The sequence below is a fragment of the Luteimonas sp. MC1895 genome (assembly GCF_016457215.1).
Taxonomy (GTDB): Bacteria; Pseudomonadota; Gammaproteobacteria; order Xanthomonadales; family Xanthomonadaceae; genus Luteimonas.
In genome coordinates, this window is record NZ_JAEMDY010000006.1 from 264930 (window position 1) to 285389 (window position 20460).

Here is a 20460-nt window from a genome sequence, read left to right on the forward strand (position 1 = left end):
CGTCCTGACGCCCTGCGTCACCCCTCGCTGCCAGCCCTCTCGAGGGGTGGCAGCTCCTCTATATACTGCGCGACTCGACACGGCCCGCCAAGGGCCTGCCCTTCCAGGACCCATCGATGTCACGTTTCCGCCGCCTGTTCCGCTGGCTGCTGCTGCTCGCCGCCGTCGCCATCCTCCTCGGCGCGCTGGCCGCGGGCAGCATCTACTACGTGGTCTCGTCACGCCTGCCGGAAGTCGAGAGCCTGCGCAACATCGAGTTGCAGGAGCCGATGTACGTCTACGCCCGCGACGGCCGCCTCATGGCGCTGTTCGGCGAGATGCGCCGCTACCCCGTCGACATCGCCGAGGTGCCCGACGTGGTCAAGCAGGCTTTCATCGCGATCGAGGACAACCGCTTCTACGAGCACGACGGCATCGACTACAAGGGCGTGGCGCGCGCGATCTGGCTCATCGCCAAGACCGGCTCCAAGGAAGGCGTGCCGGGCGGCTCGACCATCACGCAGCAGGTCGCGCGCCAGTTCTACCTCAGCCCGGAAGTGAGCTATACGCGCAAGTTCGAGGAGATGCTGCTCGCGATGAAGATGGAGCGCGAGCTGACCAAGGACGAGATCTTCGAGTTGTATCTCAACAAGAGCTTCTTCGGAAACCGCTCGTACGGCGTTGCGGCGGCGGCCGAGTTCTACTACGGCAAGCAGCTGGCCGAGCTCGATCTCGACGAGGTCGCCGCGCTGGCGGCGATTCCGAAGTTCCCCTCCAGCGGCAATCCCATTTCCAACCCCGAGCGCGCGAAGATCCGCCGCGACTACGTGCTCGAGCGCATGGCCGACCTCGGCTCCATCACCCGCGCGCAGGCCACCGCCGCGCAGGCGGTGGACATGCATGCGCGCCCGCACGAGCGCCCGGTGGAGGTCTATGCGCCGTACGTGGCCGAGATGGTCCGCCAGGAGATGATCGAGCGCTACGGCGGCGACGTGCTGACGCGCGGCTACCACGTCACCACCACGATCGATCCGGTGATGCAGGCGGCGGCCGACAAGGCGGTCCGCGACGGGCTGATGGCCTATGACCATCGCCACGGCTGGTCGAAGGTCGAGCAGAGCTTCGAGCTCGCCGCCGACGAGGACGCCTCCGCTGCCTCCGCGCGCCTGCGCGGGATCCCGGCGCAGGGCGGACTGCTGCCCGCGATCGTGCTGCGCGCCGACGCCGGCACCGCCGACGTGGTGCTCTCCGATGGCACCGTCGTGACCCTGGATGCCGCCTCCAGCCGCTGGACCGGCAAGAACCCGGCCGCGCTCCTCTCCCGCGGCGACCTGACCCGCGTGCGCCGCGTCGAGCCCAAGGGCAAGGACGGCGCGGCCCCGGCCGCCGATGCGAAGCCCACCTGGCAGCTCGACCAGCTCCCACGCGGCCAGTCGACGCTGGTGTCGCTGGAGTACGACACCGGCGCGCTGCGCGCCCTCGTGGGTGGCTTCAGTTTCGCCGGCCAGAAGTTCAACCGCGCCACCCAGGCGCGTCGCCAGCCGGGGTCGAGCTTCAAGCCCTTCATCTATGCCGCGGCGTTCGAGCGCGGCTTCAACCCCGCCTCCATCGTGCTCGACGCCCCGGTGGTGTTCCGCATGCGCCGTGGCCAGGACTGGCGTCCGCAAAACGACGACGGCCGGTTCGTCGGCCCGATGCGCCTGCGCGAGGCGCTGGTGCGCTCGCGCAACCTGGTGTCGGTGCGCCTGCTCGACGCCATCGGCGTGGACTACGCGCGCCGCTACATCAGCCACATGGGTTTCGACGAGTCGGAGCTTCCGCCCAACCTGTCCATCTCGCTCGGCACGCCGTCGCTGGCCCCGCTCGACATCACCCGCGGCTATGCGGTGTTCGCCAACGGCGGCTTCCGGGTTACGCCCTGGCTGATCGACGAGGTGCGCGACCGCGACGGCCAGGTGATCCACAAGGAGAACCCGGCGATCGCCTGCCGCGGCTGCGGCGCAGGCGGCCGTCCCGGCGTGCCGGCCACGGTCGTCGACGGCTTCAACCTCGGCGCCGCGGCCCCCGCGCCTGCGACGGAAACCGCCGCCGTCAGCGCCGTGGAGGCGCCGCCGCCGGACCCGAACGCGGTCATCGCACCGCGTGCGATCGATCCGCGGGTCGCCTACCAGCTGGTCTCGATGATGCGCGACGTGGTCCAGCGCGGCACCGGCACCGCGGCCAAGACCCTCGGGCGCGAGGACGTCGGCGGCAAGACCGGCTCGACCAACGACCACCGCGATGCCTGGTTCTCCGGCTTCGGCGGCAGTCTGGCGACCGTGGTCTGGGTCGGGCGTGACGACAACCGCTCGCTGGGCCGCCGCGAGTACGGCGGTCGCTCCGCCCTGCCGATCTGGATCGACTACATGCGCGTCGCCCTGGAAGGCATGCCGATCGCGGCCAACGAACCTCCCGACGGCATGGTGAAGGTGTCGGTCAGCGCCAGCGGCCGCCTGCTGCCTGGCGGCGACGGCGGCATCACCGAATGGGTCAAGGCCGAGGACCTCGAGCGCATGGAGTCGACGTTCGAGGACTACGACGACGATGTCCCGGCGGAGGAAGCCTTCGACATCTTCTGATCCGGGCATCGGCTAGGCTTGCGGAGCCAGCAGGGAGGGTTCCGCATGCACCACGCGCGACAGCACGCCGAGCGGCGCACCAGCGAACGGCGCCACCGCCTCGCTCACGAGGCCGCCCGACTGATGGCCGAGGGCGGCATCCGCGACTACCAGCAGGCCAAGCTCAAGGCGGCCGAACGCCTCGGCATCCGCGATGACGCGTCGCTGCCGCGCAACCGCGAGATCGACGAGGCACTACGCGAGTACCAGCGCCTGTTCCAGCGCGACGCCCAGAGCGACGCCCTGCGCACCCGACGCGAGGCGGCCCTGCACGCGCTGGAGTTCTTCCACGCCTTCCACCCCCGACTGGCCGGCCGCGTGCTCGACGGCACGGCCGACGCGCACACCGCGGTCGTGCTGCACCTGCATGCGGACGATGCCGACGCGGTCGCGCGGTTCCTGGCCGACGCCGGCATCCCGGCCGAAGCCCTCTCGCGGCGACTGCGCCTGGACCGCGCGCGCGAACACGACGCGCCGGCCTGGGCCTTCCACGCCGATGGCGTGGCGTTCGAACTGGTCGTCCTGCCACTGGATGCCCTGCGCCAGGCGCCGCTGTCCAGCATCGACGAGCGCCCGATGCAGCGCGCCTCGGCCAGCCAGCTGCGCACACTGCTTGCCGCAGAGGAGACCGCCGGCCCCGGGTGACCGGGCGCCGGCACCTGAGCACCAGCCGACCCGCAGGCAAGGGCCGGCTTACTCCGGCAGCAGGGTGGCCGCGTCACCGGCACCCACGACCTTCACCCGGCTGCCCGCACGCAGTCGCCCCACCTGGTCACCCGAACGGGTGAACGCGGATTCCGTGGCGTCATCGAAGCGCACCAGCAGCAGGTAGCGCGACGCCACCTGCCCGCTGCCCTCGCCGGTTGCAAGGTCGGCGCCGATGTTGCCGGCGACACGCGTGACTTCGTACGACTGGCCGCTGCGACCGGCGACCGCCTGGCCCAGCGCGCGACCCAGCATGCCGCCGAGCTGTCGCTTCGTCGAGGCACTGACCGCGCCCGCTGCCGCGGCAACCGGCTGGATCGTGGTCACGACGCCTGCCCTGACCTCGAGTTCCGACGACCCCGCCGGGCCCACGGCCGCGGCCACCAGCACCACCAGTCCCGCCAATACCGAACGTCCTGTCCTGCCCTGCATCTGCCTGTCCTCCCTGGAATGATCCGACGGGCGTCCTGCCCGTCGCGCGCCTGCTGCCACGCCGTGGCCGCGGTCACCCGACGATGCTCTCCGGACGGACGGCGACGCGCCATCCTCAGCGCACCCGGCTCAGCGTCGGGTTTTACCGGCTGCGGACAGAAAGACGCCCCGCAGTGCGGGGCGTCGGTTTCCAGCAGCGCAACGCCTGGGCTCAGCGCTTGTCGGTCGCCACGTAGTCGCGCGGGCCGGCGCCGGTGTAGATCTGCCGCGGGCGGCCGATCTTGAACTCGGGGTCGGTCTGCTGCTCGAGCCAGTGCGAGACCCAGCCGGCGGTGCGCGCGATGGCGAACATCACCGTGAACATCTCGGTCGGGATTTTCAGCGCCTTGTAGATGATGCCGCTGTAGAAGTCGACGTTGGGGTACAGCTTGCGCTGCACGAAGTAGTCGTCCTTCAGCGCCGCTTCTTCCAGGCGCATCGCGACCTCGAGCATCGGATCGTCGATGCCGAGCTCGCCCAGCACCTGGTGGGTCATCTCGCGGATGAGCTTCGCGCGCGGGTCGAAGTTCTTGTAGACGCGGTGGCCGAAGCCCATCAGGCGGAAGCCGGATTCCTTGTCCTTGGCGCGGTCGACGGCCGACTGGACGTTCTTCACGTCGCCGATCTCGCCGAGCATCTTCAGCACCGCTTCGTTGGCGCCGCCATGCGCCGGACCCCACAGCGCGGCCACGCCCGCGGCGATGCACGCATAGGGATTGGCGCCGGTGGAGCCGACCAGGCGCACGGTCGAGGTCGACGCGTTCTGCTCGTGGTCGGCGTGCAGGATGAACAGCAGGTCCATCGCCTTCGCCGCGACCGGCGACAGCTCGAGCGGGCCGCTCGGCAGCTCGAACATCATGTGCAGGAAGCGCTCGACGTAGCCCAGCTCGTTGCGCGGGTAGCTCAGCGGCCAGCCCATCGAATAGCGGTAGCAGGCGGCGGCGATCGTCGGAAGCTTGGCGATCAGGCGGATGCCGGCGAGGCGGCGCTGCTCCGGATCGTCGTAGTCGAGGTCGTTGTGGTAGAAGCTCGCCATCGAGCCGAGCATGCCGACGAGCATCGCCATCGGATGCGCGTCGTGGCGGAAGCCGCCGATGAAGCTCTTGAACGCTTCGTGCATCATCGTGTGATGCGTGACGTCGTGGTCGAACGAAGCCATCTCGGCCTGGTTCGGCAACTCGCCGTTCATCAGCAGGTAGGCGACCTCGAGGAAGTTCGAGTGCTCGGCCAGCTGTTCGATCGGGTAGCCGCGGTACAGCAGCACGCCCTCGTCGCCGTCGATATAGGTGATCGCCGACTTGCAGCTGGCGGTGGCGGTGAAGCCGGAATCGTAGGTGAAGCGGCCGGTGGCCTTGGGCAGCTTCGCGATGTCGATGCACTCGTTGCCGAGCGTCGGCTTCAGCACGGGCAGCTCGACCGAAGCTCCGGCGACCTGCAGGGTGGCGGTCGGCGCGTCGCCGGCCTTGTTCTCGATGGCGGACACTGTCGCACTCCTTCTTGGCGTCACGCCCGGCGCGAGGCGCGCGCGCGGACGGGGATCAGGCGGATCGCGTCTGACGCGATGCCGCAATTATCGCATAGCGACGTTCGGCACCGTATGCATGCACGGCGTCGCGAGGCGGGACATTTGCGTCCCCCGGAAGGGCGACGACGCGCGCCCGGAAACGCGAACGGCCGCCCTGGGGCGGCCGTCGACGCGAACCCTGCGCCGGACTTACTTGGCGTAGCGCTTGCGGAACTTGTCCACGCGGCCGCTGGTGTCCATCAGCTTGTTCTGGCCGGTGTAGAACGGGTGCGAGGCCGAGCTGACTTCGATCTTGATCAGCGGGTACTCGTTGCCGTCCTCCCACTTCACGGTCTCCTTGCTGGAGAGCGTGGAACGGGTGAGGATCTTGAAATCCGAGGTCACGTCCTGGAAGACGACGTCACGGTATGCGGGGTGGATGTCGGCCTTCATGACGGCACCAGAATCAGCGAGGAAAGAGCGGCATTATAGCGGCCGCTCCCAGCGCCTGCAAGCGCGGTCAGCCAAGCGCTGCGCGGACCTGGTCCTCCAGCACCGCCTGGTCGTAGCGCAGCAGGATCCGGGCGCGGTCCGGGCGTCCCAGCTGGCGCTGCCAGTCCACCAGGGTCGCGCCCCGGGCGGCCGAGCGTCCCAGCACCACCTCGACCGGCCGCTCCTCGGCCTCGACCACGCCTTCGGGTCGCAGCGCCATGGCCATCGCCAGCGCGTCGGCGCAGAACCAGCGGTCGCCGCGGGCATCCTCCGACCAGCGCCGGGTATGCCGCGACACCGCCTCGTAGAAGGCCGCGACCGCGCCAGGCGCAGCCAGCCAGCGGTCGACGTCCCCGTGGAGGAAGCCATGGGCGACCGTCGCCTCCCAGTCGCTGAGGTCGAAGCGCACGAAGGCGTCGAACACGATGTGCGCCGCCTCCGGATCGAAGAAGACGTTGAACTCGGCCGTGGGCGTGATGTTGCCGTGGCCGGTGACCGCGCCGCCCATCACCACCAGGCGCGCGATGCGCGTCGGCAGCGTGGGATCCAGGCGCAGCGCCAGCGCGATGTTGGTGAGCGGCCCCAGGGCCACCAGCAGCAGGCGACCGGCGTGCCGGTGCGAGAGCTCGATGATCGCCTCCGCTGCGTGGCGCGACTGCGCGCGCGTCGCCGCCGGCGGCAGGCCCGCGTCGCCGAGCCCGTCGACGCCGTGCACGTTGGCGGCGTCCGGCGCAGGGTGCAGCAGCGGGCGGTCGCAGCCGGGGAACACCGGCACCTCGGCACGACCCGCGACTTCGCAGATCCGCAGCGCATTGGCGACCGTGTGTTCCAGTCCGACGTTGCCGGCGGCGATGGTGAGGCCGACGACCTCGTGCCGCGGGTCCCTCAGCGCCATGAGCAGGGCCAGGGCGTCGTCCACGCCCGGGTCGGTATCGATCAGCAGCGGGATGCGTTCGTCCATCGGCGGATTATCCCCGATCAGGCGGAAGCGTACCGGGCGGCGCCGCCGACCCAGCGCTCGACCAGGCGTTCGGCCACCGCCGGCTGCTCCAGCAGCAGGCGTTCGCCGAGCGCGTGCACCAGCGGCAGCAGGCCGGCGTCGCGCGCCAGGTCGGCCACGCGGAACGCGGCCAGCCCGGTCTGTCGCGTGCCCAGCAGCTCTCCGGGGCCACGCAGTTCGAGGTCCTTTTCGGCGATGACGAAGCCGTCGCCGGTCTCGCGCATGGTTTCCAGGCGCTCGCGCGCCATGCGCGACAGCGGCGGCTGGTAGAGCAGCACGCAGCTCGACGCCGCGCTGCCGCGCCCGACCCGTCCGCGCAGCTGGTGCAGCTGCGCCAGGCCCAGGCGCTCGGCGTTCTCGATCACCATCAGCGAGGCGTTGGGCACGTCCACGCCGACCTCGATCACCGTGGTCGCGACCAGCAGGCCGGTCTCGCCCTGCTTGAAGGCGCGCATCGCGGCCTGTTTCTCCGCGGCCTTCATGCGCCCGTGCACGAGGCCCACGCGCAACCCCGGCAGCGCGGTCGACAGACCTTCGAAGGTCGCCTGGGCCGCCTGGGCGACCACCTCGTCGGACTCATCGATGATCGTGCACACCCAGTAGGCCTGCCGGCCCTCGGCGCAGGCGGCGCGGATGCGCTCGATCAGCTCCGGGCGCCGGCCCTCCGCCATGACCACGGTCTGCACCGGCGTGCGCCCGGGCGGCAGCTCGTCGATCGCGGACACGTCGAGGTCGGCATAGGCGGCCATGGCCAGCGTTCGCGGGATCGGGGTCGCCGTCATCACCAGCTGGTGCGGCACGCGTCCGCCCTCGCCACCCTTGTCGCGCAGGGCCAAGCGCTGGTGCACGCCGAAGCGGTGCTGTTCGTCGACGATCGCCAGCGCGAGGTCGTGGAAGGCGACGCCCTGCTGCATCAGCGCGTGCGTGCCGACCACGACCTGCGCACGCCCCTCGGCGACATCGGCCAACGCACGGCTGCGGGCGCGGCCGGTGACCTTGCCCGCCAGCCAGGCCACTTCGATGCCCATCGGCTCGAGCCAGCCGCGCAGGTTGGCCAGGTGCTGCTCGGCCAGCAGTTCCGTCGGCGCCATCAGCGCGGCCTGGCGCCGGTCCGCCACCGCCATCAGCGCGGCCATCGCCGCCACCACCGTCTTGCCCGAGCCGACGTCGCCCTGCACCAGGCGCAGCATCGGAACCGGGCGCGCGAGATCGGCGCGTACTTCGGCGAAGACCCGTTCCTGCGCGGCCGTCAGCGCGAACGGCAGGCGCTGGCGCAGTTGTTGCGCCAGCACATCCACGCCCAGCCGGGCGGCGGCGTGCGCCTGGCGTGCGATGCGCTGTCGCCGCATGCTCAGGTGGTGCGCGAGCAGCTCTTCCAGCGCCAGTCGGCGCTGCGCGGGATGGGTCCCGGCAAGCAGGGCGGCCACCTCCGCGTCGCGCGGCGGCCGGTGCACGGTGAGCAGCGCCTCGCGCAAGCCGGGCAGGCCAAGGCCGTCGAGCAGGCCGGCCGGCAGCAGTTCGAGCACGTCGTCGCCCGGCAGGCGGTCCAGCGCGTGGCCGATCAGCCGCTTCAGCGTCGCCGGCCCGACGCCCTCCACGGCCGGATAGACCGGATCGAGGCGATCGCCGAGTCCGTCATCGGCGTCATCGTCGAGCACGGTATAGCTCGGATGCACGATCTCCAGGCCGCGCTGGCCGGGACGCGGCGTGCCGTAGGCGCGGATGCGCACGCCGGGCTGGAACTGCGCCGCCTGCGGGCCGCGGAAATGGAAAAAGCGCAGCACGAGGGTGGCCCGCGAGTCGTCGCCGAGCGCGACGCGCAGCATCGGCCGGTAGCGGAAACCGCGCTCGACGGCTTCGACCCGCCCCTCCACCTGGGCCGCGACGCCCGGCTGCAACAGCCGGATCGGGACCAGCGCCGTGCGGTCCTCGTAGCCGCGCGGCAGCTGCATCCACAGGTCCTGCAGCGATTCGAGCCCGCGCGCGGCGAGCTTCTCCGCGATCCTCGCGCCGACGCCGGGCAGGGTGGAAAGCGCGGCCTTGCCGCCCGGCGCCAGTCCGGGTGCAGGCGTGGCCGCGCTGCGTCGCGCCGCTGCCACTGCCTCAGTCGAGGACCATCACCGCGTCGACTTCGAACTGCGCGGCCTTGGGCAGCGCCGACACCTCGATGGTCGAACGCGCGGGGTACGGTTCGCTGAAATACTCCGCCATCACCGCATTGACCACCGCGAACTGCGAGAGGTCGGTGAGGTACAGGCCGACGCGCGCCACGTCGTCCAGCGAGCCACCGGCCGCCTGGCAGATCGCGCGCAGGTTGTCGAACGCGCGCCGCGCCTGGGCGGCGATGTCGCCGTCGACGAGTTCGCCGGTGGCGGCGTCCATCGGCAGCTGGCCCGACAGGAACACCATGTTCCCGCAGCGCGTGGCCTGCGAATAGGGGCCGATCGCGGCGGGGGCATCGGCGGTGCGGACGGGTTGCCTGGACATGCGTGGAATCCTCGTGGTGCGTGGCCGGGGATTATGACCGCGCCCCGTGGCCGCGGCCATCGTGCGCGGCCGCAGCGCGCCCCACGCCTTGCTTCAGAGCCGCTGCACGCCATGCACCACGCCAAGCCGCCGCACCTTGCGGATGACGTCGGCAAGGTGCGAGCGGTCACGGACCTCGATGGCGAACTGGATCACCGCGACGTTGGTGTCGCGCTCCAGGTATTCGACGGCATCGATGTTCGACTCGGCCTTGGCCACCGCCGCCGCCACCTGGGCCAGCACGCCGGGCCGGTTCTCGACCTGGAAGCGCAGCGCCACGTTGTAGTCGCCGGTGACCTCGCGGTCCCAGCCGATGTCGACCCAGCGGTCGGGCGACTTGCGGTACTCGGCCACGTTCGGGCATTCGATCCGGTGCACCATCACGCCACGGCCGGCGGTGTGGTAACCCATGATGTCGTCGCCGGGGATCGGCATGCAGCAGTTGGCGAAGGTCAGCACGCCGCGCTCGGCACCGGTGATCAGGATGCGGTCGTCGCGGTGGCTGCGCGGCGCACCCGGCGGCGGTGCCTTGTGGGTGAGCGCCTGGGCCACCTGCGCCGGCATGCGGTTGCCGAGCGCGACGTCGGACAGCAGGGCTTCCAGCCGCGGATAGCGGTATTCGGCGAGGAAGGCATCGAGCTGCGCGGCCGGCAGGCGCTCGAGCGAGCTGTCGAGGTCTTCCAGCGCGCTGTCGAGCATGCGGTGGCCCAGCTGGACCGCGTCCTCGTGCTCGAGCTGCTTGAGCTGCTGGCGGATCGCGGTCCGCGCCTTGCCGGTGACCACGAACTCCAGCCACTGCGGCCTCGGCTGCGAGGATTTCGCCGTGACGATCTCGACCGTCTGTCCGCTGGCCAGCCGGGTGCGCAGCGGCACCAGGCGCTTGTCCACGCGCGCCGCCACCGCGCGGTTGCCGATGTCGGTGTGCACCGCGTAGGCGAAATCGACCGCGGTCGCGTTGCGCGGCAGCGACATGATCTCGCCCTTGGGCGTGAACAGATAAACCTCGTCCGGGAACAGGTCGACCTTGACGTTCTCCAGGAACTCCAGCGACGAGCCGGTATCGCTCTGCGACTCGAGCAGGCCGGAGATCCAGCTGTGCGCGCGCTGCTGCGCGCTGTTGGGCCCGCCGCCGCCGTGCTTGTAGGCCCAGTGCGCGGCGATGCCGCGCTCGGCGATCAGGTCCATCTCCTCGGTGCGGATCTGCACCTCGATCGGCGAGCCGTAGGGGCCGAACAGCACCGTGTGCAGCGACTGGTAGCCGTTGGCCTTGGGGATCGCGATGAAGTCGCGGAAGCGGCCGTCGACCGGCTTGTACACCGAGTGCGCGACGCCCAGTGCGTGGTAGCAGCCAGCCACCGTGCCGACGATGATGCGGAAGCCGAAGACGTCGATCACCTGGGCGAAGGTCTTGGCCTCGGCGCGCATCTTGTTGTAGATGCTCCAGGGCGACTTCACCCGGCTGACCAGGCGGTACTCGAGGCCCTCCTTGGCCATGCGCTGGGCGAATTGCGCCTCGATGCGCGCCATCGCCTCGCGGCGCAGCATCGGCTGGGCGCGGATGTGCTTTTCCAGGATGCGGTGGCGCATCGGATACAGCGCACGGAAGCCGAGGTCCTGCAGCTCGGCCTTGATCAGGTTCATGCCCAGCCGCTGCGCGATCGGCGCATAGACTTCCAGCGTCTCGCGCGCGATGCGCTCGCGCGCCTCGACCGACTGCGCGCCCAGGGTGCGCATGTTGTGCAGGCGGTCGGCGAGCTTGATCAGGATCACGCGCAGGTCGCGCGCCATCGCGAGCATCATCTTGCGGAAGCTTTCGGCGTCGGCCTCGCGGCGGCTGGCGAACTGGAGCTTGTCGAGCTTGGTGACACCCTCCACCAGCTCGGCCACCGGCTCGCCGAACTCCGCCGCGAGCGCGTCGCGGGTCAGCGGGGTGTCCTCGATGGTGTCGTGCAGGACCGCCGCGACCAGCGTCTCGATATCGACCTTCTGCTCGGCGAGCACGCCCGCCACCGCCACCGGGTGGGTGATGTACGGTTCGCCCGACTTGCGCGCCTGGCCTTCGTGGGCCGCGGCGCCGACGGCCCAGGCGCGCCGCAGCAGGCGCAGCTGGTCCGCGGGCAGGTAGGCCGCGGAGGCCTCGAGGGCGCGCATGTACGCGGGAACATCCGCATCCCCGGGCACGGTCACCTTCACCAGCGCGAGCTCGGCTGCATTCATGCGCTGAGCCTACGCGTGCGCCCGCAGGCCGGCAACGCGGTCGCGTGGGCATGCAGGGCCCACAACGAAAACGGCCCCGCCGGAGCGGGGCCGTCGCAGCGGCGCGCAGGCGCCGGCGGAGTCAGTCGTCGCCCTTCGACAGGTCGTCGTCGGCCACCACTTCGGCCGCGGCCCACTCCAGCGCCTCGCGCTCGCGGCGCTCGCGCTCGGACTTCTCGACGGCGTCGACGTAGTCGGCATCGATGCGGCGCGCGGCGATCTCGCGCAGCGCAAGCACGGTCGGCTTGTCGTCGTTCTCGCTGTTGTCGAGCTGCGGCTCGACGCCGTTGGCAAGCTGGCGGGCGCGCCTGGCGGCCATCATGACCAGCTCGAAGCGGTTGTCGATGACCTGGAGGCAATCCTCAACGGTGATGCGGGCCATAAATCTCCTGGCGGCCGGCAGGCCGTCGATACGGTAAGAGGGACCGGAAATGATAGGGCAAGCCCGACCGCGCCGCAAGCAAAGGCACGGAAATCAACCACTTGCACTCAACCCGGGGTGGATTCCCCGTCCAGGAGCGCGGCGATCAGCGACGCGTGGCGCCGGGCCTGGGCCTCGCGCCGCAGCCGGCTGGCGGTGAAGACGGCGCACATCTCGTCCACCGCGGTCTCGAACTGCTCGTTGACGATGACGTACTCGAACTCGTCGTAGTGCGACATCTCCTCGCGCGCGGCGGCCAGGCGCCTCGCCATGACCTCCTCGCTGTCCTGGCCGCGCTTGCGCATGCGCTGGTCGAGCGCGGCGCGCGACGGCGGCAGGATGAAGATCCCGACCGCGTCCGGCACCGCTGTCCGCACCTGGCGCGCACCCTGCCAGTCGATCTCGAGCAGCACGTCGCGGCCGGCGACCAGCTGCGGCTCCACCGACTGCCGCGCGGTGCCCTTCCAGTCGCCATGCACGCGGGCATGCTCGAAGAAGTCGCCGGCATCGATCATCCGCTGGAAGCCGGCGGCGTCGACGAAGTGGTAGTGCTCGGCATGGCGCTCGCCGGGGCGCGGCGGACGCGACGTGAACGAGACGGACAGGCTGATGTTGCGGTCGCGCGCCAGGCAGGCGTTGACGATGCTGGACTTCCCGGCCCCCGAGGGCGCCGCGACGATGAAGAGGGTCCCGCGCATCGGGGCTTCGCCGCTATTCAATGTTCTGCACCTGTTCGCGGATCTGGTCGATCAGCACCTTCAGCTCGACCGCCGCCTGGGTGGTCCGCCGGTCGACCGACTTCGAGCCCAGGGTGTTGGCCTCGCGGTTGAACTCCTGCAGCAGGAAGTCCAGCCGGCGGCCAACGGGCTCCGGCTGGTCGAAGACATGCCGGATCTCGTCGACGTGGCTGCCGAGCCGGTCGAGCTCCTCGTCGACGTCGAGCTTCTGCAGCGAGAGCACCAGTTCCTGCTCGATGCGCCCCGGGTCGGCGGCCTGCGCCAGGTCGGCCAGGCGCGCCTCCAGCTTCAGCCGCTGCCCTTCGCGGATGGCGGGCACCAGGCCGCGCACGTCGGCGGCCACGCGTTCAATGCCGTCCACCCGCTCCAGCATCGCCGCGACCAGCTTGGAGCCCTCGCGCTCGCGCGCGGCCACGAAGGCTTCCAGCACCTCTTCCAGCAGGCCCAGCACCTCGGCCTGCAGGGCCGACGGCTCCGGCGCGGCGGAACGCATCACCCCTGGAAACTGCAGCAGGTCGACGAACTGGGTGTGCAGGCCGGGGAATCGCGCCGCCGCGTCCACGGCGAGATCCGACAGCTGCGACAGCAGCGCCTGATCCACGTGCAGGGTGGCGACGCCCTCGACCGGCCGCAGGCGCAGCGACAGGTCGACCTTGCCTCGGGAGACGCGCGCCGAAATCCGCTCGCGCAGCTGCGGCTCCAGCGCGCGCAGTTCATCCGGCGCGCGGAAGCCGATCTCGAGGAAGCGGTGGTTGACCGCGCGGAGCTCGCAGGCGAGCGTCCCCCACGGGGTGGCGCGCTCGCCGGAGGCGTAGGCGGTCATGCTGCGGATCATGCCGGCATCCGGTGGTTCGGGGTGCCGATGGTAAACTCGCACGCCATTCCAGCGGTAATCGACATGTCCCAGACCCCTCGCCCCAGCGGCCGCGCGCCGGACCAGATGCGCGAGGTCCGCATCGAGCGTGGCTTCACGCGCCACGCCGAGGGCTCGGTGCTGGTGGCGTTCGGCGAGACCCGGGTGCTGTGCACCGCCAGCGTCGAGAACCGGGTCCCGGGCTTCCTCCGCGGCAAGGGCAGCGGCTGGGTCACGGCGGAATACGGGATGCTGCCGCGCGCCACCAACACCCGCACCGACCGCGAGGCCTCCCGCGGCAAGCAGGGTGGGCGCACGCTGGAGATCCAGCGCCTGATCGGCCGCTCGCTGCGCGCCTGCGTGGATCGCGATGCCCTGGGCGAGCGCACCATCACCCTGGACTGCGACGTGCTGCAGGCCGACGGCGGCACCCGCACCGCGGCGATCACCGGCGCCTACGTGGCGCTGGTGGACGCCGTGCGCTGGCTGCAGAAGCGCGGCGACGTGAAGCGCGATCCGATCCATGGCGCCATCGCCGCGGTCTCGGCCGGCATCCATTCCGGCGTGCCCGTGCTCGACCTCGACTATGTCGAGGACAGCGCCTGCGACACCGACATGAACGTGGTGATGAACGACGGTGGCGGCTTCATCGAACTCCAGGGCACGGCCGAAGGCCACGCCTTCCGCCGCGACGAACTGGACGCGATGCTGGCCCTGGCGGAAAAGGGCTGCCGCGAACTGTTCGCCGCGCAGCAGGCCGCGCTGGCGGGCTGAGCCATGGACCTGGTGCTGGCCAGCGGCAACGCCGGCAAGCTGGCCGAGCTGCGCGAGCTGCTGGCCGGCGACGGTTTCGCACTGCGCGCGCAGTCCGGGTTCGGCGTCGAAGACGTCGAGGAGACCGGCCTCACCTTCGTCGAGAACGCCCTGCTCAAGGCGCGCCACGCGGCACGGGAGACCGGCCTGCCGGCGCTGGCCGACGACTCCGGCCTGTGCGTGGATGCACTGGGCGGTGCGCCGGGGCTGTATTCCGCGCGCTACGCCGGGCCGGGCGGCGATGCCGGCCGCAACATCGAGCGCCTGCTGCGCGAGCTCGACGGCGTTGCCGACGACGCGCGCGACGCCAGCTTCCACTGCTGCATCGTGCTCCTGCGCCACGCCGCCGACCCGAAGCCGCTGGTGGTCGAAGGCGACTGGCGCGGACGCATCCTGCATGCGCCGCGCGGCGACGGCGGCTTCGGCTACGACCCGGTGTTCCTGGACGCCGACAGCGGCCTGACCGCCGCCGAGTTGCCGGCCGCGCGCAAGAACGCCATCAGCCACCGCGGCCGCGCCCTCGCCGCCCTGCGCGCGCGCCTGCACGAACTGGCCTGACATGCTGGTGCCGCCGCCGCTGTCGCTGTACGTGCACCTGCCCTGGTGCGTGCGCAAGTGTCCGTACTGCGACTTCAACTCGCACGAGCAGCGCGGCGCCCTGCCCTTCGCCGGCTATGTGCAGGCGCTCGTCGCCGACCTCGAACACGACCTGCCGCTGGCCTGGGGCCGCACCGTGCACAGCGTGTTCTTCGGCGGCGGCACGCCGTCGCTGTTCCCGGCGGACGCGATCGACGACTTCCTGCAGCAGGCCAGCGCGCGCCTGCGCTTCGCGCCCGGCTGCGAGATCACGCTGGAGACCAACCCCGGCACCGCCGAGCACGGCCGCTTCGAGGGCTACCTGGCGGCCGGCGTCAACCGGCTCAGCTTCGGCATCCAGAGCTTCGACGACGGCTGCCTGCAGCGCCTGGGCCGGATCCACGACAGCCGCGAGGCCGATGCCGCGGTGAAGCTGGCCCAGGACGCCGGCTACGACAACATCAACATCGACCTGATGTACGCGCTGCCCGGCCAGGACCTGGCCGGTGCCGCGCGCGACCTGGAGCGCGCCTTCGCCCTGCAGCCGGCGCACGTCTCGCACTACCAGCTCACGCTGGAGCCCAACACGCTGTTCGCCGCGCGGCCTCCCGAGGCGATCCCGGACGAGGACCTGGCCTGGGACATGCAGGAACACTGCCAGGCGATGCTGGCCGCGGCCGGCTTCGACCACTACGAGGTCAGCGCCTACGCACGCCCCGGGCGCCAGTGCGCGCACAACCTCAACTACTGGCGCTTCGGCGACTACCTCGGCATCGGTGCCGGCGCCCACGGCAAGATCAGCCTGGGTGCCGCGCAGAGCGTCCGCCGGCGCTGGAAGCTCAAGCACCCCACCGCCTGGATGGGCGTGGCCGGGACCGCGGCGGCCATGGGCGGGGACGAGGACGTCGAGCCGTCCCGCCTGCCTTTCGAGTACATGCTCAACGTCCTGCGCCTCCACGAGGGCTTCCGCCTGGCCGACTTCGAAGCCTGCACCGGCCTGCCGCGCGCGGCGATCGCCGGCGAACTCGCCGAGGCGATCGGTCGCGGCTGGCTCACCACCGACGGCGAACGCGTGGTGCCGACCGCCCTCGGGCGACGCCTGGGCAACGACGTCGTCTCGCTGTTCCTGCCGTGAACGCCTTCGCCGGCCATGGATTGCCGGCCTGGGGCAGGGACTCCGTGCTGGCCGTCACATCCTGCGCGTGATATGAAGCGGGCAGGGGAATTGGCCACGCGAACATGTCACTGACGACACATCCAAACGACGGCCACGCCCGGCGCAACCTTGCCGCGGCCGACCTTCCGCGTCGCGTCCGCAAGGCGCTGGACGCGGCGCTCCGGCTGGTGTCCGCCGAACTCGACCCGTACCTGTCGGCGCTGCTGGACGAGTACGAGCAGGAGCTGTTCCGGCTCGCCGAACGCGCGCGCCATCCGGGCAGCGAATCGGCCTACGTCCAGGCGCTGCGCACCTTCCGCGCCGGACGTTCGGACCTGGTGCCGCAGTTCATGCTCGAGCTCGAGGCCGGCCTCGCGGACATCCGCTCCGCGGACATGCCGGTTCCCGCGCCCGCCGTCGCCAAGCCGGTGGCGGGCCGGGTGCTGAGCCTCGTCGACGACTCGATGATCGACGAGGACACGCTGCTGCGCGAGATCGCCACCCGCCAGGAGGGCCGCGCCAGCCTGCCGATGCATCTGCTCGGCCAGCGCTTCGGCGTGCTGGCCGGAACCCCGGCGATGGACGCCGAGCGCCTGCCGCTGGGTCCGCAGGCCGTCTGCCGCGCGCTGCGCAAGGCCTGCCGGTCGCTGCAGGTCGGCTCCGAGGCGCGCGAACTCCTCTACCGATTGTTCGACCGCGTGGTCATGGCGCACTACGCGCCGGTGCTGGAAAAGCTCGACGCGACGCTCGACCAGGCCGGGATCCTCAAGGGCCTGACCTATGTGCCGGTCCGCCTGCGCGCCTCGTCGCGCCAGGAGGCGCTGGACGCCGCCGAGGGCTCGGCGCCGGGCCAGGCCTCGGCCCGCCCGCGGGAGGCGGCGACGGCACGCGGGGATCGTCCGGCCGAAGGCGCGGGCGGTGGCCACGTCGCCGGCGGTGGCGCTGCGCAGGGCGGCGCGGGCCCAGGCGTGGCCGGTCAGGGCTCGACCCAGGGCGCGGGCCGCGGCCAGGCCGGCGATGCCCGTTCGCCCGCCGGTGGGCCGGCAGGCGCTGGTCGACCGCACACCGCCTGGATGGCGGAAACCACGACCGCCCTGTCGGGCAGCGACGAGGAGGCGTCCTACGTCGCGCTGCAACAGCTGCTCGCCGGGCGCAGGGCGCTGATCGGCAAGCTGCGTTCCGCGCGCCCGGCCGGCGGCAAGGCGACGCTCGACACCGGCGAAGTCATGAGCGCCCTCGGCGCGCTGCAGCGCCAGCCCAACGGTCCGGGCGGCGCACCACCGAGCCTCATGGACGTGCGCCAGATGCTGCTCGCCCAGGCGCGCCAGCGGCATGGCAAGGGCGCGGCGCTCTCGCAGCAGGACAACGACACCTTCGAGCTGCTGCACCTGCTGTATGGCCAGCTCGAGGGCGAGATCCGCTCGGATGCACCGGCCGCCGCGCTGATCCGGCGCCTGCAGCTGCCGCTGCTGCGCGTGGCGCTGCAGGACCAGGCCTTCTTCGTCCAGGCCACGCACCCGGCGCGCGAACTGTTGAACACGGTCGCGGAAACCGCCGCGGGCTGGCTCGACAAGGACGACCTCGACCCCCAGCTGCTGCTGCCCCTGCAGGAGGCCGTCACCCACGTCGTCGAGAAGTACGACGGCGACACCGCGGTCTTCGAAGCCAGCAACGAGCAGCTGCAGGGCCACCTGCAGGCCCAGGTGCGCAAGGCGGAGATGCTCGAACGCCGGCACATCGAGGCCGCCCGCGGCAAGGAAAAGCTCGAGGTCGCCAAGCTGCGCTCGTCGGCCATGCTCGAGAAGCTGGTCGGCGACCAGCGCATGCCGAAGTTCTCGCGCGCGCTGCTCAGCCAGGCCTGGGCCGACGTGCTCACGCTGACCCTGCTGCGCCAGGGCGAGGAATCGCCGGAGTGGCAGGCGCAGCTCGACGCCACGCGGCGCATCATCACCGCTTGCGCGAAGGGCGAGGATGCAGCCGACCCGGCGCTGGCGGCGCACGTGGAGGCGGCGCTGTCGCAGGTCGGCTACCACGCCGACGAGGCCGGCATCATCGCCGCCCGCCTGACCAGCAGCCAGAGCGACGAGGACGACCCGGCCTCGCGCACCGAGCTGGCGATGAAGCTCAAGGCGCGCACCCGCCTGGGCGAGGACGCCGAGCGCGCGCGCCGACCGGACCTGCCGCCGCGCACCCCGGAGGAACAGGCTCGCTACGAGCAGCTGCGGGTGATGCCCTTCGGCACCTGGATCGAATTCACCACCAACCAGCAGGGCGACGTCGTCCGCCGGCGCATGTCCTGGTTCAGCCCGGTCACCGACAACGCGCTGTTCGTCAACCAGCGCGGCCAGCGCATCGGCGAGCATTCGCTCGACTCGCTGGCGCGGATGATCGCGGCCGGCCAGGCGCGCATCGTCACCGCCGAGCGCGGCCGGCTGGTCGACCGCGCCTGGCAGGCCGCGCTGCGCACCCTGCGCAGCTTTGCCGGGCGCGGCGACACCCTGCAGATCTCGGGGGAACACCAGGCATGATCAACGAGTTCCGCCGCGCGCGGCGCCGCAAGGCCGCCGACACCATCCTGGTCATGGACGCCATGACCGAGCGCGTGGTGGGCCGCATCGGCAACCTGTCGCAGACCGGCATGCTGCTCATGGCCGGCGCTCCGCTGGTCGACGACGCGCTGTACCAGTTCCGCTTCACCCTGCCGGGCGAGGCCGGCGGCGAAACCGCGGTCGAGATCGGGGCCCACCTGCTCTGGGTGGACCAAGCCAGCGCGCCCGGCCAGGCCTGGGCGGGGTTCCGCTTCATCGGCCTGAGCGAGCAGCAGGCGGCGCCGCTGCGGGCCTGGATCGACGCGCCCGGAAGCCGCTACGAGTAGGTGCTGCGGCCCCGCATGGGCGGATCCGGCAAAATGGCCACACCCCCCGTCCGACGGACCGCCATGACCACCGACTCGCCTGCCACCCTGTACGCCGCGCACCTCGAGGTGCTGGCCGCGCGCGCCGCGACGGCGCTGGAGCGCGGCGGCTTCGACCACCTGGTGGTCCCCAGCGGCACCCTGCACTACCAGGTCTTCGACGACCGCGACTACCCCTACGCGGTCAACCCGCCGTTCAAGCACTGGGTGCCGCTGGTGCGCAATCCCGGCAGCTGGCTGGTGGTCACGCCCGGTGAGCGCCCGAAGCTGGTCTACCTGCAGCCGCGCGACTACTGGCACGTGGTGCCGGAGGCGCCGTCGGGCTACTGGGTCGAGCACTTCGACATCGAAGTCATCCGCACCGCGGACGAGGCCCTGCAGCACCTGCCGCGCAATGCCACCCGCTGCGCCATCCTCGGCGAGCCGCAGAGCGCGCTGGGCCGCTACGGCGCGTTCGCGCCCAACAACCCGCAGCCGGTCATCGATTACCTCGAGTACCACCGCGCCTACAAGACGCCCTACGAGCTGGCGATGATGCGCGAGGCCCAGCGCCGCGCCGTGCGCGGGCACCGGGCCGCCGAGCGTGCGTTCCGCGCGGGTGCCAGCGAGTTCGGCATCCACCTGGCCTACTGCCAGGCGGTCGGCCAGGACGCGAGCGAGCTGCCCTACAGCAACATCGTGGCGCTGAACCGGCACGGCGCGGTGCTGCATTACACCGAACTCGACCGCCTGCCGCCGAAGCCGGTCCGCAGCTTCCTGCTCGATGCCGGCGCCGGCCACGGCGGCTACGCGGCCGACATCAGCCGCACCCACGCGATGGACCGCGACAGCGAGTTCCAGGCCTTCATCGACGCGATCGACGCGGCGGAACTGGCGATGTGCGACCAGGTCCGCGCCGGCGTCGACTACCGCCAGCTGCACCTCGACGCACACCTGTCGCTGTCCGGCGTGCTGAAGGAGTTCGGCATCGTGACCTGCGGGGCCGAAGAGGCCGTGGCCACGGGCCTGAGCGCGAGCTTCTTCCCGCACGGCATCGGCCATGGCATCGGCCTGCAGGTGCACGACGTCGCAGGCTTCGCCGCGTCCGACGCCGGCGGCACGATCGACAATCCCGAGGGCCACCCCTACCTGCGCATGACCCGCACGCTGGCGCCTGGAATGGTGGTCACCATCGAGCCGGGGCTGTATTTCGCCGACATGCTGATCGAGGACCTGCAGGCCAGCGACAACGCGCGCCTGGTCGACTGGCAGCGCGTGGAAGCGCTGCGTCCGTTCGGCGGCGTGCGCATCGAGGACAACGTGGTCTGCACCGACGACGCGCCGGTGAACCTGACGCGCGAGGCGTTCGCGGAGCTGGCGTAGTCCACGGTCGGGAGCGGCGGCAAAGGGGACACACGCGA

General features: G+C 71.3%; 18 protein-coding genes. 8 read left to right on the forward strand and 10 right to left on the reverse strand.

Annotation, left to right across the window (positions count from 1 at the left end; all coding sequences use genetic code 11):
- Positions 1 to 116 precede the first annotated feature (116 nt).
- Both JG616_RS13395 and JG616_RS13400 read left to right on the forward strand, forming a co-directional pair.
- The gene (locus JG616_RS13395; RefSeq protein WP_199392887.1) at positions 117 to 2597 is read left to right on the forward strand and encodes a penicillin-binding protein 1A; all 2481 of its coding nucleotides are present in this window, start codon (positions 117 to 119) and stop codon (positions 2595 to 2597) included.
- Between the two features lie 45 nt (positions 2598 to 2642).
- Complete coding sequence (locus JG616_RS13400) at positions 2643 to 3281, forward strand: hypothetical protein (RefSeq protein ID WP_199392888.1); 639 nt, start codon at positions 2643 to 2645, stop codon at positions 3279 to 3281.
- 48 nt (positions 3282 to 3329) lie between these two features.
- Here JG616_RS13400 and JG616_RS13405 read toward each other — a convergent pair whose 3' ends face one another.
- The 10 genes from JG616_RS13405 to JG616_RS13450 all read right to left on the reverse strand — a co-directional run bounded on the left by JG616_RS13405 (position 3330) and on the right by JG616_RS13450 (position 13583).
- On the reverse strand, positions 3330 to 3773 hold the full coding sequence (locus JG616_RS13405; protein WP_199360001.1) for a hypothetical protein: 444 nt from the start codon (positions 3771 to 3773) through the stop codon (positions 3330 to 3332).
- 211 nt (positions 3774 to 3984) lie between these two features.
- Complete coding sequence (locus tag JG616_RS13410; RefSeq protein ID WP_199360831.1) at positions 3985 to 5250, reverse strand: citrate synthase; 1266 nt, start codon at positions 5248 to 5250, stop codon at positions 3985 to 3987.
- Between the two features lie 276 nt (positions 5251 to 5526).
- Positions 5527 to 5769, reverse strand: a complete 243-nt coding sequence (locus JG616_RS13415; protein WP_199360000.1) for a type B 50S ribosomal protein L31 — start codon at positions 5767 to 5769, stop codon at positions 5527 to 5529.
- 67 nt (positions 5770 to 5836) lie between these two features.
- Complete coding sequence (locus JG616_RS13420; protein WP_199392889.1) at positions 5837 to 6769, reverse strand: nucleoside hydrolase; 933 nt, start codon at positions 6767 to 6769, stop codon at positions 5837 to 5839.
- 17 nt (positions 6770 to 6786) lie between these two features.
- Positions 6787 to 8907 (reverse strand): ATP-dependent DNA helicase RecG, encoded by a 2121-nt coding sequence (gene recG, locus JG616_RS13425; RefSeq protein ID WP_199392890.1) that lies wholly within the window; start codon positions 8905 to 8907, stop codon positions 6787 to 6789.
- A gap of 4 nt (positions 8908 to 8911) precedes the next feature.
- Complete coding sequence (locus JG616_RS13430; RefSeq protein ID WP_199359997.1) at positions 8912 to 9295, reverse strand: RidA family protein; 384 nt, start codon at positions 9293 to 9295, stop codon at positions 8912 to 8914.
- Between the two features lie 93 nt (positions 9296 to 9388).
- Positions 9389 to 11551 carry a bifunctional (p)ppGpp synthetase/guanosine-3',5'-bis(diphosphate) 3'-pyrophosphohydrolase gene (locus JG616_RS13435; RefSeq protein WP_199359996.1) on the reverse strand — a complete coding sequence of 721 codons (2163 nt, stop codon included), beginning with the start codon at positions 11549 to 11551 and terminating at the stop codon, positions 9389 to 9391.
- A 121-nt stretch (positions 11552 to 11672) separates the two neighbouring features.
- Positions 11673 to 11972 carry a DNA-directed RNA polymerase subunit omega gene (gene rpoZ, locus JG616_RS13440; RefSeq protein WP_199359995.1) on the reverse strand — a complete coding sequence of 100 codons (300 nt, stop codon included), beginning with the start codon at positions 11970 to 11972 and terminating at the stop codon, positions 11673 to 11675.
- Positions 11973 to 12079: 107 nt separating this feature from the next.
- A complete protein-coding gene (gmk, locus tag JG616_RS13445; protein ID WP_199359994.1) occupies positions 12080 to 12709 on the reverse strand; it encodes a guanylate kinase in 630 nt (209 codons plus the stop codon).
- A 13-nt stretch (positions 12710 to 12722) separates the two neighbouring features.
- Positions 12723 to 13583 carry a YicC/YloC family endoribonuclease gene (locus JG616_RS13450; RefSeq protein WP_199359993.1) on the reverse strand — a complete coding sequence of 287 codons (861 nt, stop codon included), beginning with the start codon at positions 13581 to 13583 and terminating at the stop codon, positions 12723 to 12725.
- 63 nt (positions 13584 to 13646) lie between these two features.
- Here JG616_RS13450 and rph point away from each other — a divergent pair, with 63 nt between their 5' ends.
- The 6 genes from rph (at position 13647) to pepQ (ending at position 20422) form a co-directional block, all read left to right on the forward strand.
- A complete protein-coding gene (gene rph / locus JG616_RS13455; RefSeq protein WP_199359992.1) occupies positions 13647 to 14375 on the forward strand; it encodes a ribonuclease PH in 729 nt (242 codons plus the stop codon).
- A 3-nt stretch (positions 14376 to 14378) separates the two neighbouring features.
- Complete coding sequence (gene rdgB / locus JG616_RS13460; protein WP_199392891.1) at positions 14379 to 14972, forward strand: RdgB/HAM1 family non-canonical purine NTP pyrophosphatase; 594 nt, start codon at positions 14379 to 14381, stop codon at positions 14970 to 14972.
- A 1-nt stretch (position 14973) separates the two neighbouring features.
- On the forward strand, positions 14974 to 16125 hold the full coding sequence (gene hemW, locus JG616_RS13465) for a radical SAM family heme chaperone HemW (protein WP_199392892.1): 1152 nt from the start codon (positions 14974 to 14976) through the stop codon (positions 16123 to 16125).
- A 104-nt stretch (positions 16126 to 16229) separates the two neighbouring features.
- Entirely contained in the window at positions 16230 to 18674 is a 2445-nt protein-coding gene (locus JG616_RS13470) for a DUF1631 family protein (RefSeq protein ID WP_199392893.1), read from the forward strand.
- Positions 18671 to 19021 (forward strand): PilZ domain-containing protein, encoded by a 351-nt coding sequence (locus JG616_RS13475; protein ID WP_199392894.1) that lies wholly within the window; start codon positions 18671 to 18673, stop codon positions 19019 to 19021. The genes JG616_RS13470 and JG616_RS13475 overlap by 4 nt, the downstream gene beginning before the upstream one ends.
- 63 nt (positions 19022 to 19084) lie before the next feature.
- On the forward strand, positions 19085 to 20422 hold the full coding sequence (gene pepQ / locus JG616_RS13480; RefSeq protein ID WP_199392895.1) for a Xaa-Pro dipeptidase: 1338 nt from the start codon (positions 19085 to 19087) through the stop codon (positions 20420 to 20422).
- The last annotated feature ends 38 nt before the right edge of the window (positions 20423 to 20460 follow it).

Excerpts from the sequence above, each read along its gene's own strand:
- JG616_RS13430 (WP_199359997.1), bottom strand. The coding sequence starts at position 9,295 with ATGTCCAGGCAACCCGTCCGCACCGCCGATGCCCCCGCCGCGATCGGC.
- hemW (WP_199392892.1), top strand. The coding sequence starts at position 14,974 with ATGCTGGTGCCGCCGCCGCTGTCGCTGTACGTGCACCTGCCCTGGTGC.
- rph (WP_199359992.1), top strand. The coding sequence starts at position 13,647 with ATGTCCCAGACCCCTCGCCCCAGCGGCCGCGCGCCGGACCAGATGCGC.
- pepQ (WP_199392895.1), top strand. The coding sequence starts at position 19,085 with ATGACCACCGACTCGCCTGCCACCCTGTACGCCGCGCACCTCGAGGTG.
- rpoZ (WP_199359995.1), bottom strand. The coding sequence starts at position 11,972 with ATGGCCCGCATCACCGTTGAGGATTGCCTCCAGGTCATCGACAACCGC.
- JG616_RS13405 (WP_199360001.1), bottom strand. The coding sequence starts at position 3,773 with ATGCAGGGCAGGACAGGACGTTCGGTATTGGCGGGACTGGTGGTGCTG.
- rdgB (WP_199392891.1), top strand. The coding sequence starts at position 14,379 with ATGGACCTGGTGCTGGCCAGCGGCAACGCCGGCAAGCTGGCCGAGCTG.
- JG616_RS13400 (WP_199392888.1), top strand. The coding sequence starts at position 2,643 with ATGCACCACGCGCGACAGCACGCCGAGCGGCGCACCAGCGAACGGCGC.
- JG616_RS13415 (WP_199360000.1), bottom strand. The coding sequence starts at position 5,769 with ATGAAGGCCGACATCCACCCCGCATACCGTGACGTCGTCTTCCAGGAC.
- JG616_RS13395 (WP_199392887.1), top strand. The coding sequence starts at position 117 with ATGTCACGTTTCCGCCGCCTGTTCCGCTGGCTGCTGCTGCTCGCCGCC.
- JG616_RS13470 (WP_199392893.1), top strand. The coding sequence starts at position 16,230 with ATGTCACTGACGACACATCCAAACGACGGCCACGCCCGGCGCAACCTT.
- JG616_RS13450 (WP_199359993.1), bottom strand. The coding sequence starts at position 13,583 with ATGATCCGCAGCATGACCGCCTACGCCTCCGGCGAGCGCGCCACCCCG.
- JG616_RS13475 (WP_199392894.1), top strand. The coding sequence starts at position 18,671 with ATGATCAACGAGTTCCGCCGCGCGCGGCGCCGCAAGGCCGCCGACACC.
- JG616_RS13435 (WP_199359996.1), bottom strand. The coding sequence starts at position 11,551 with ATGAATGCAGCCGAGCTCGCGCTGGTGAAGGTGACCGTGCCCGGGGAT.
- gmk (WP_199359994.1), bottom strand. The coding sequence starts at position 12,709 with ATGCGCGGGACCCTCTTCATCGTCGCGGCGCCCTCGGGGGCCGGGAAG.
- JG616_RS13420 (WP_199392889.1), bottom strand. The coding sequence starts at position 6,769 with ATGGACGAACGCATCCCGCTGCTGATCGATACCGACCCGGGCGTGGAC.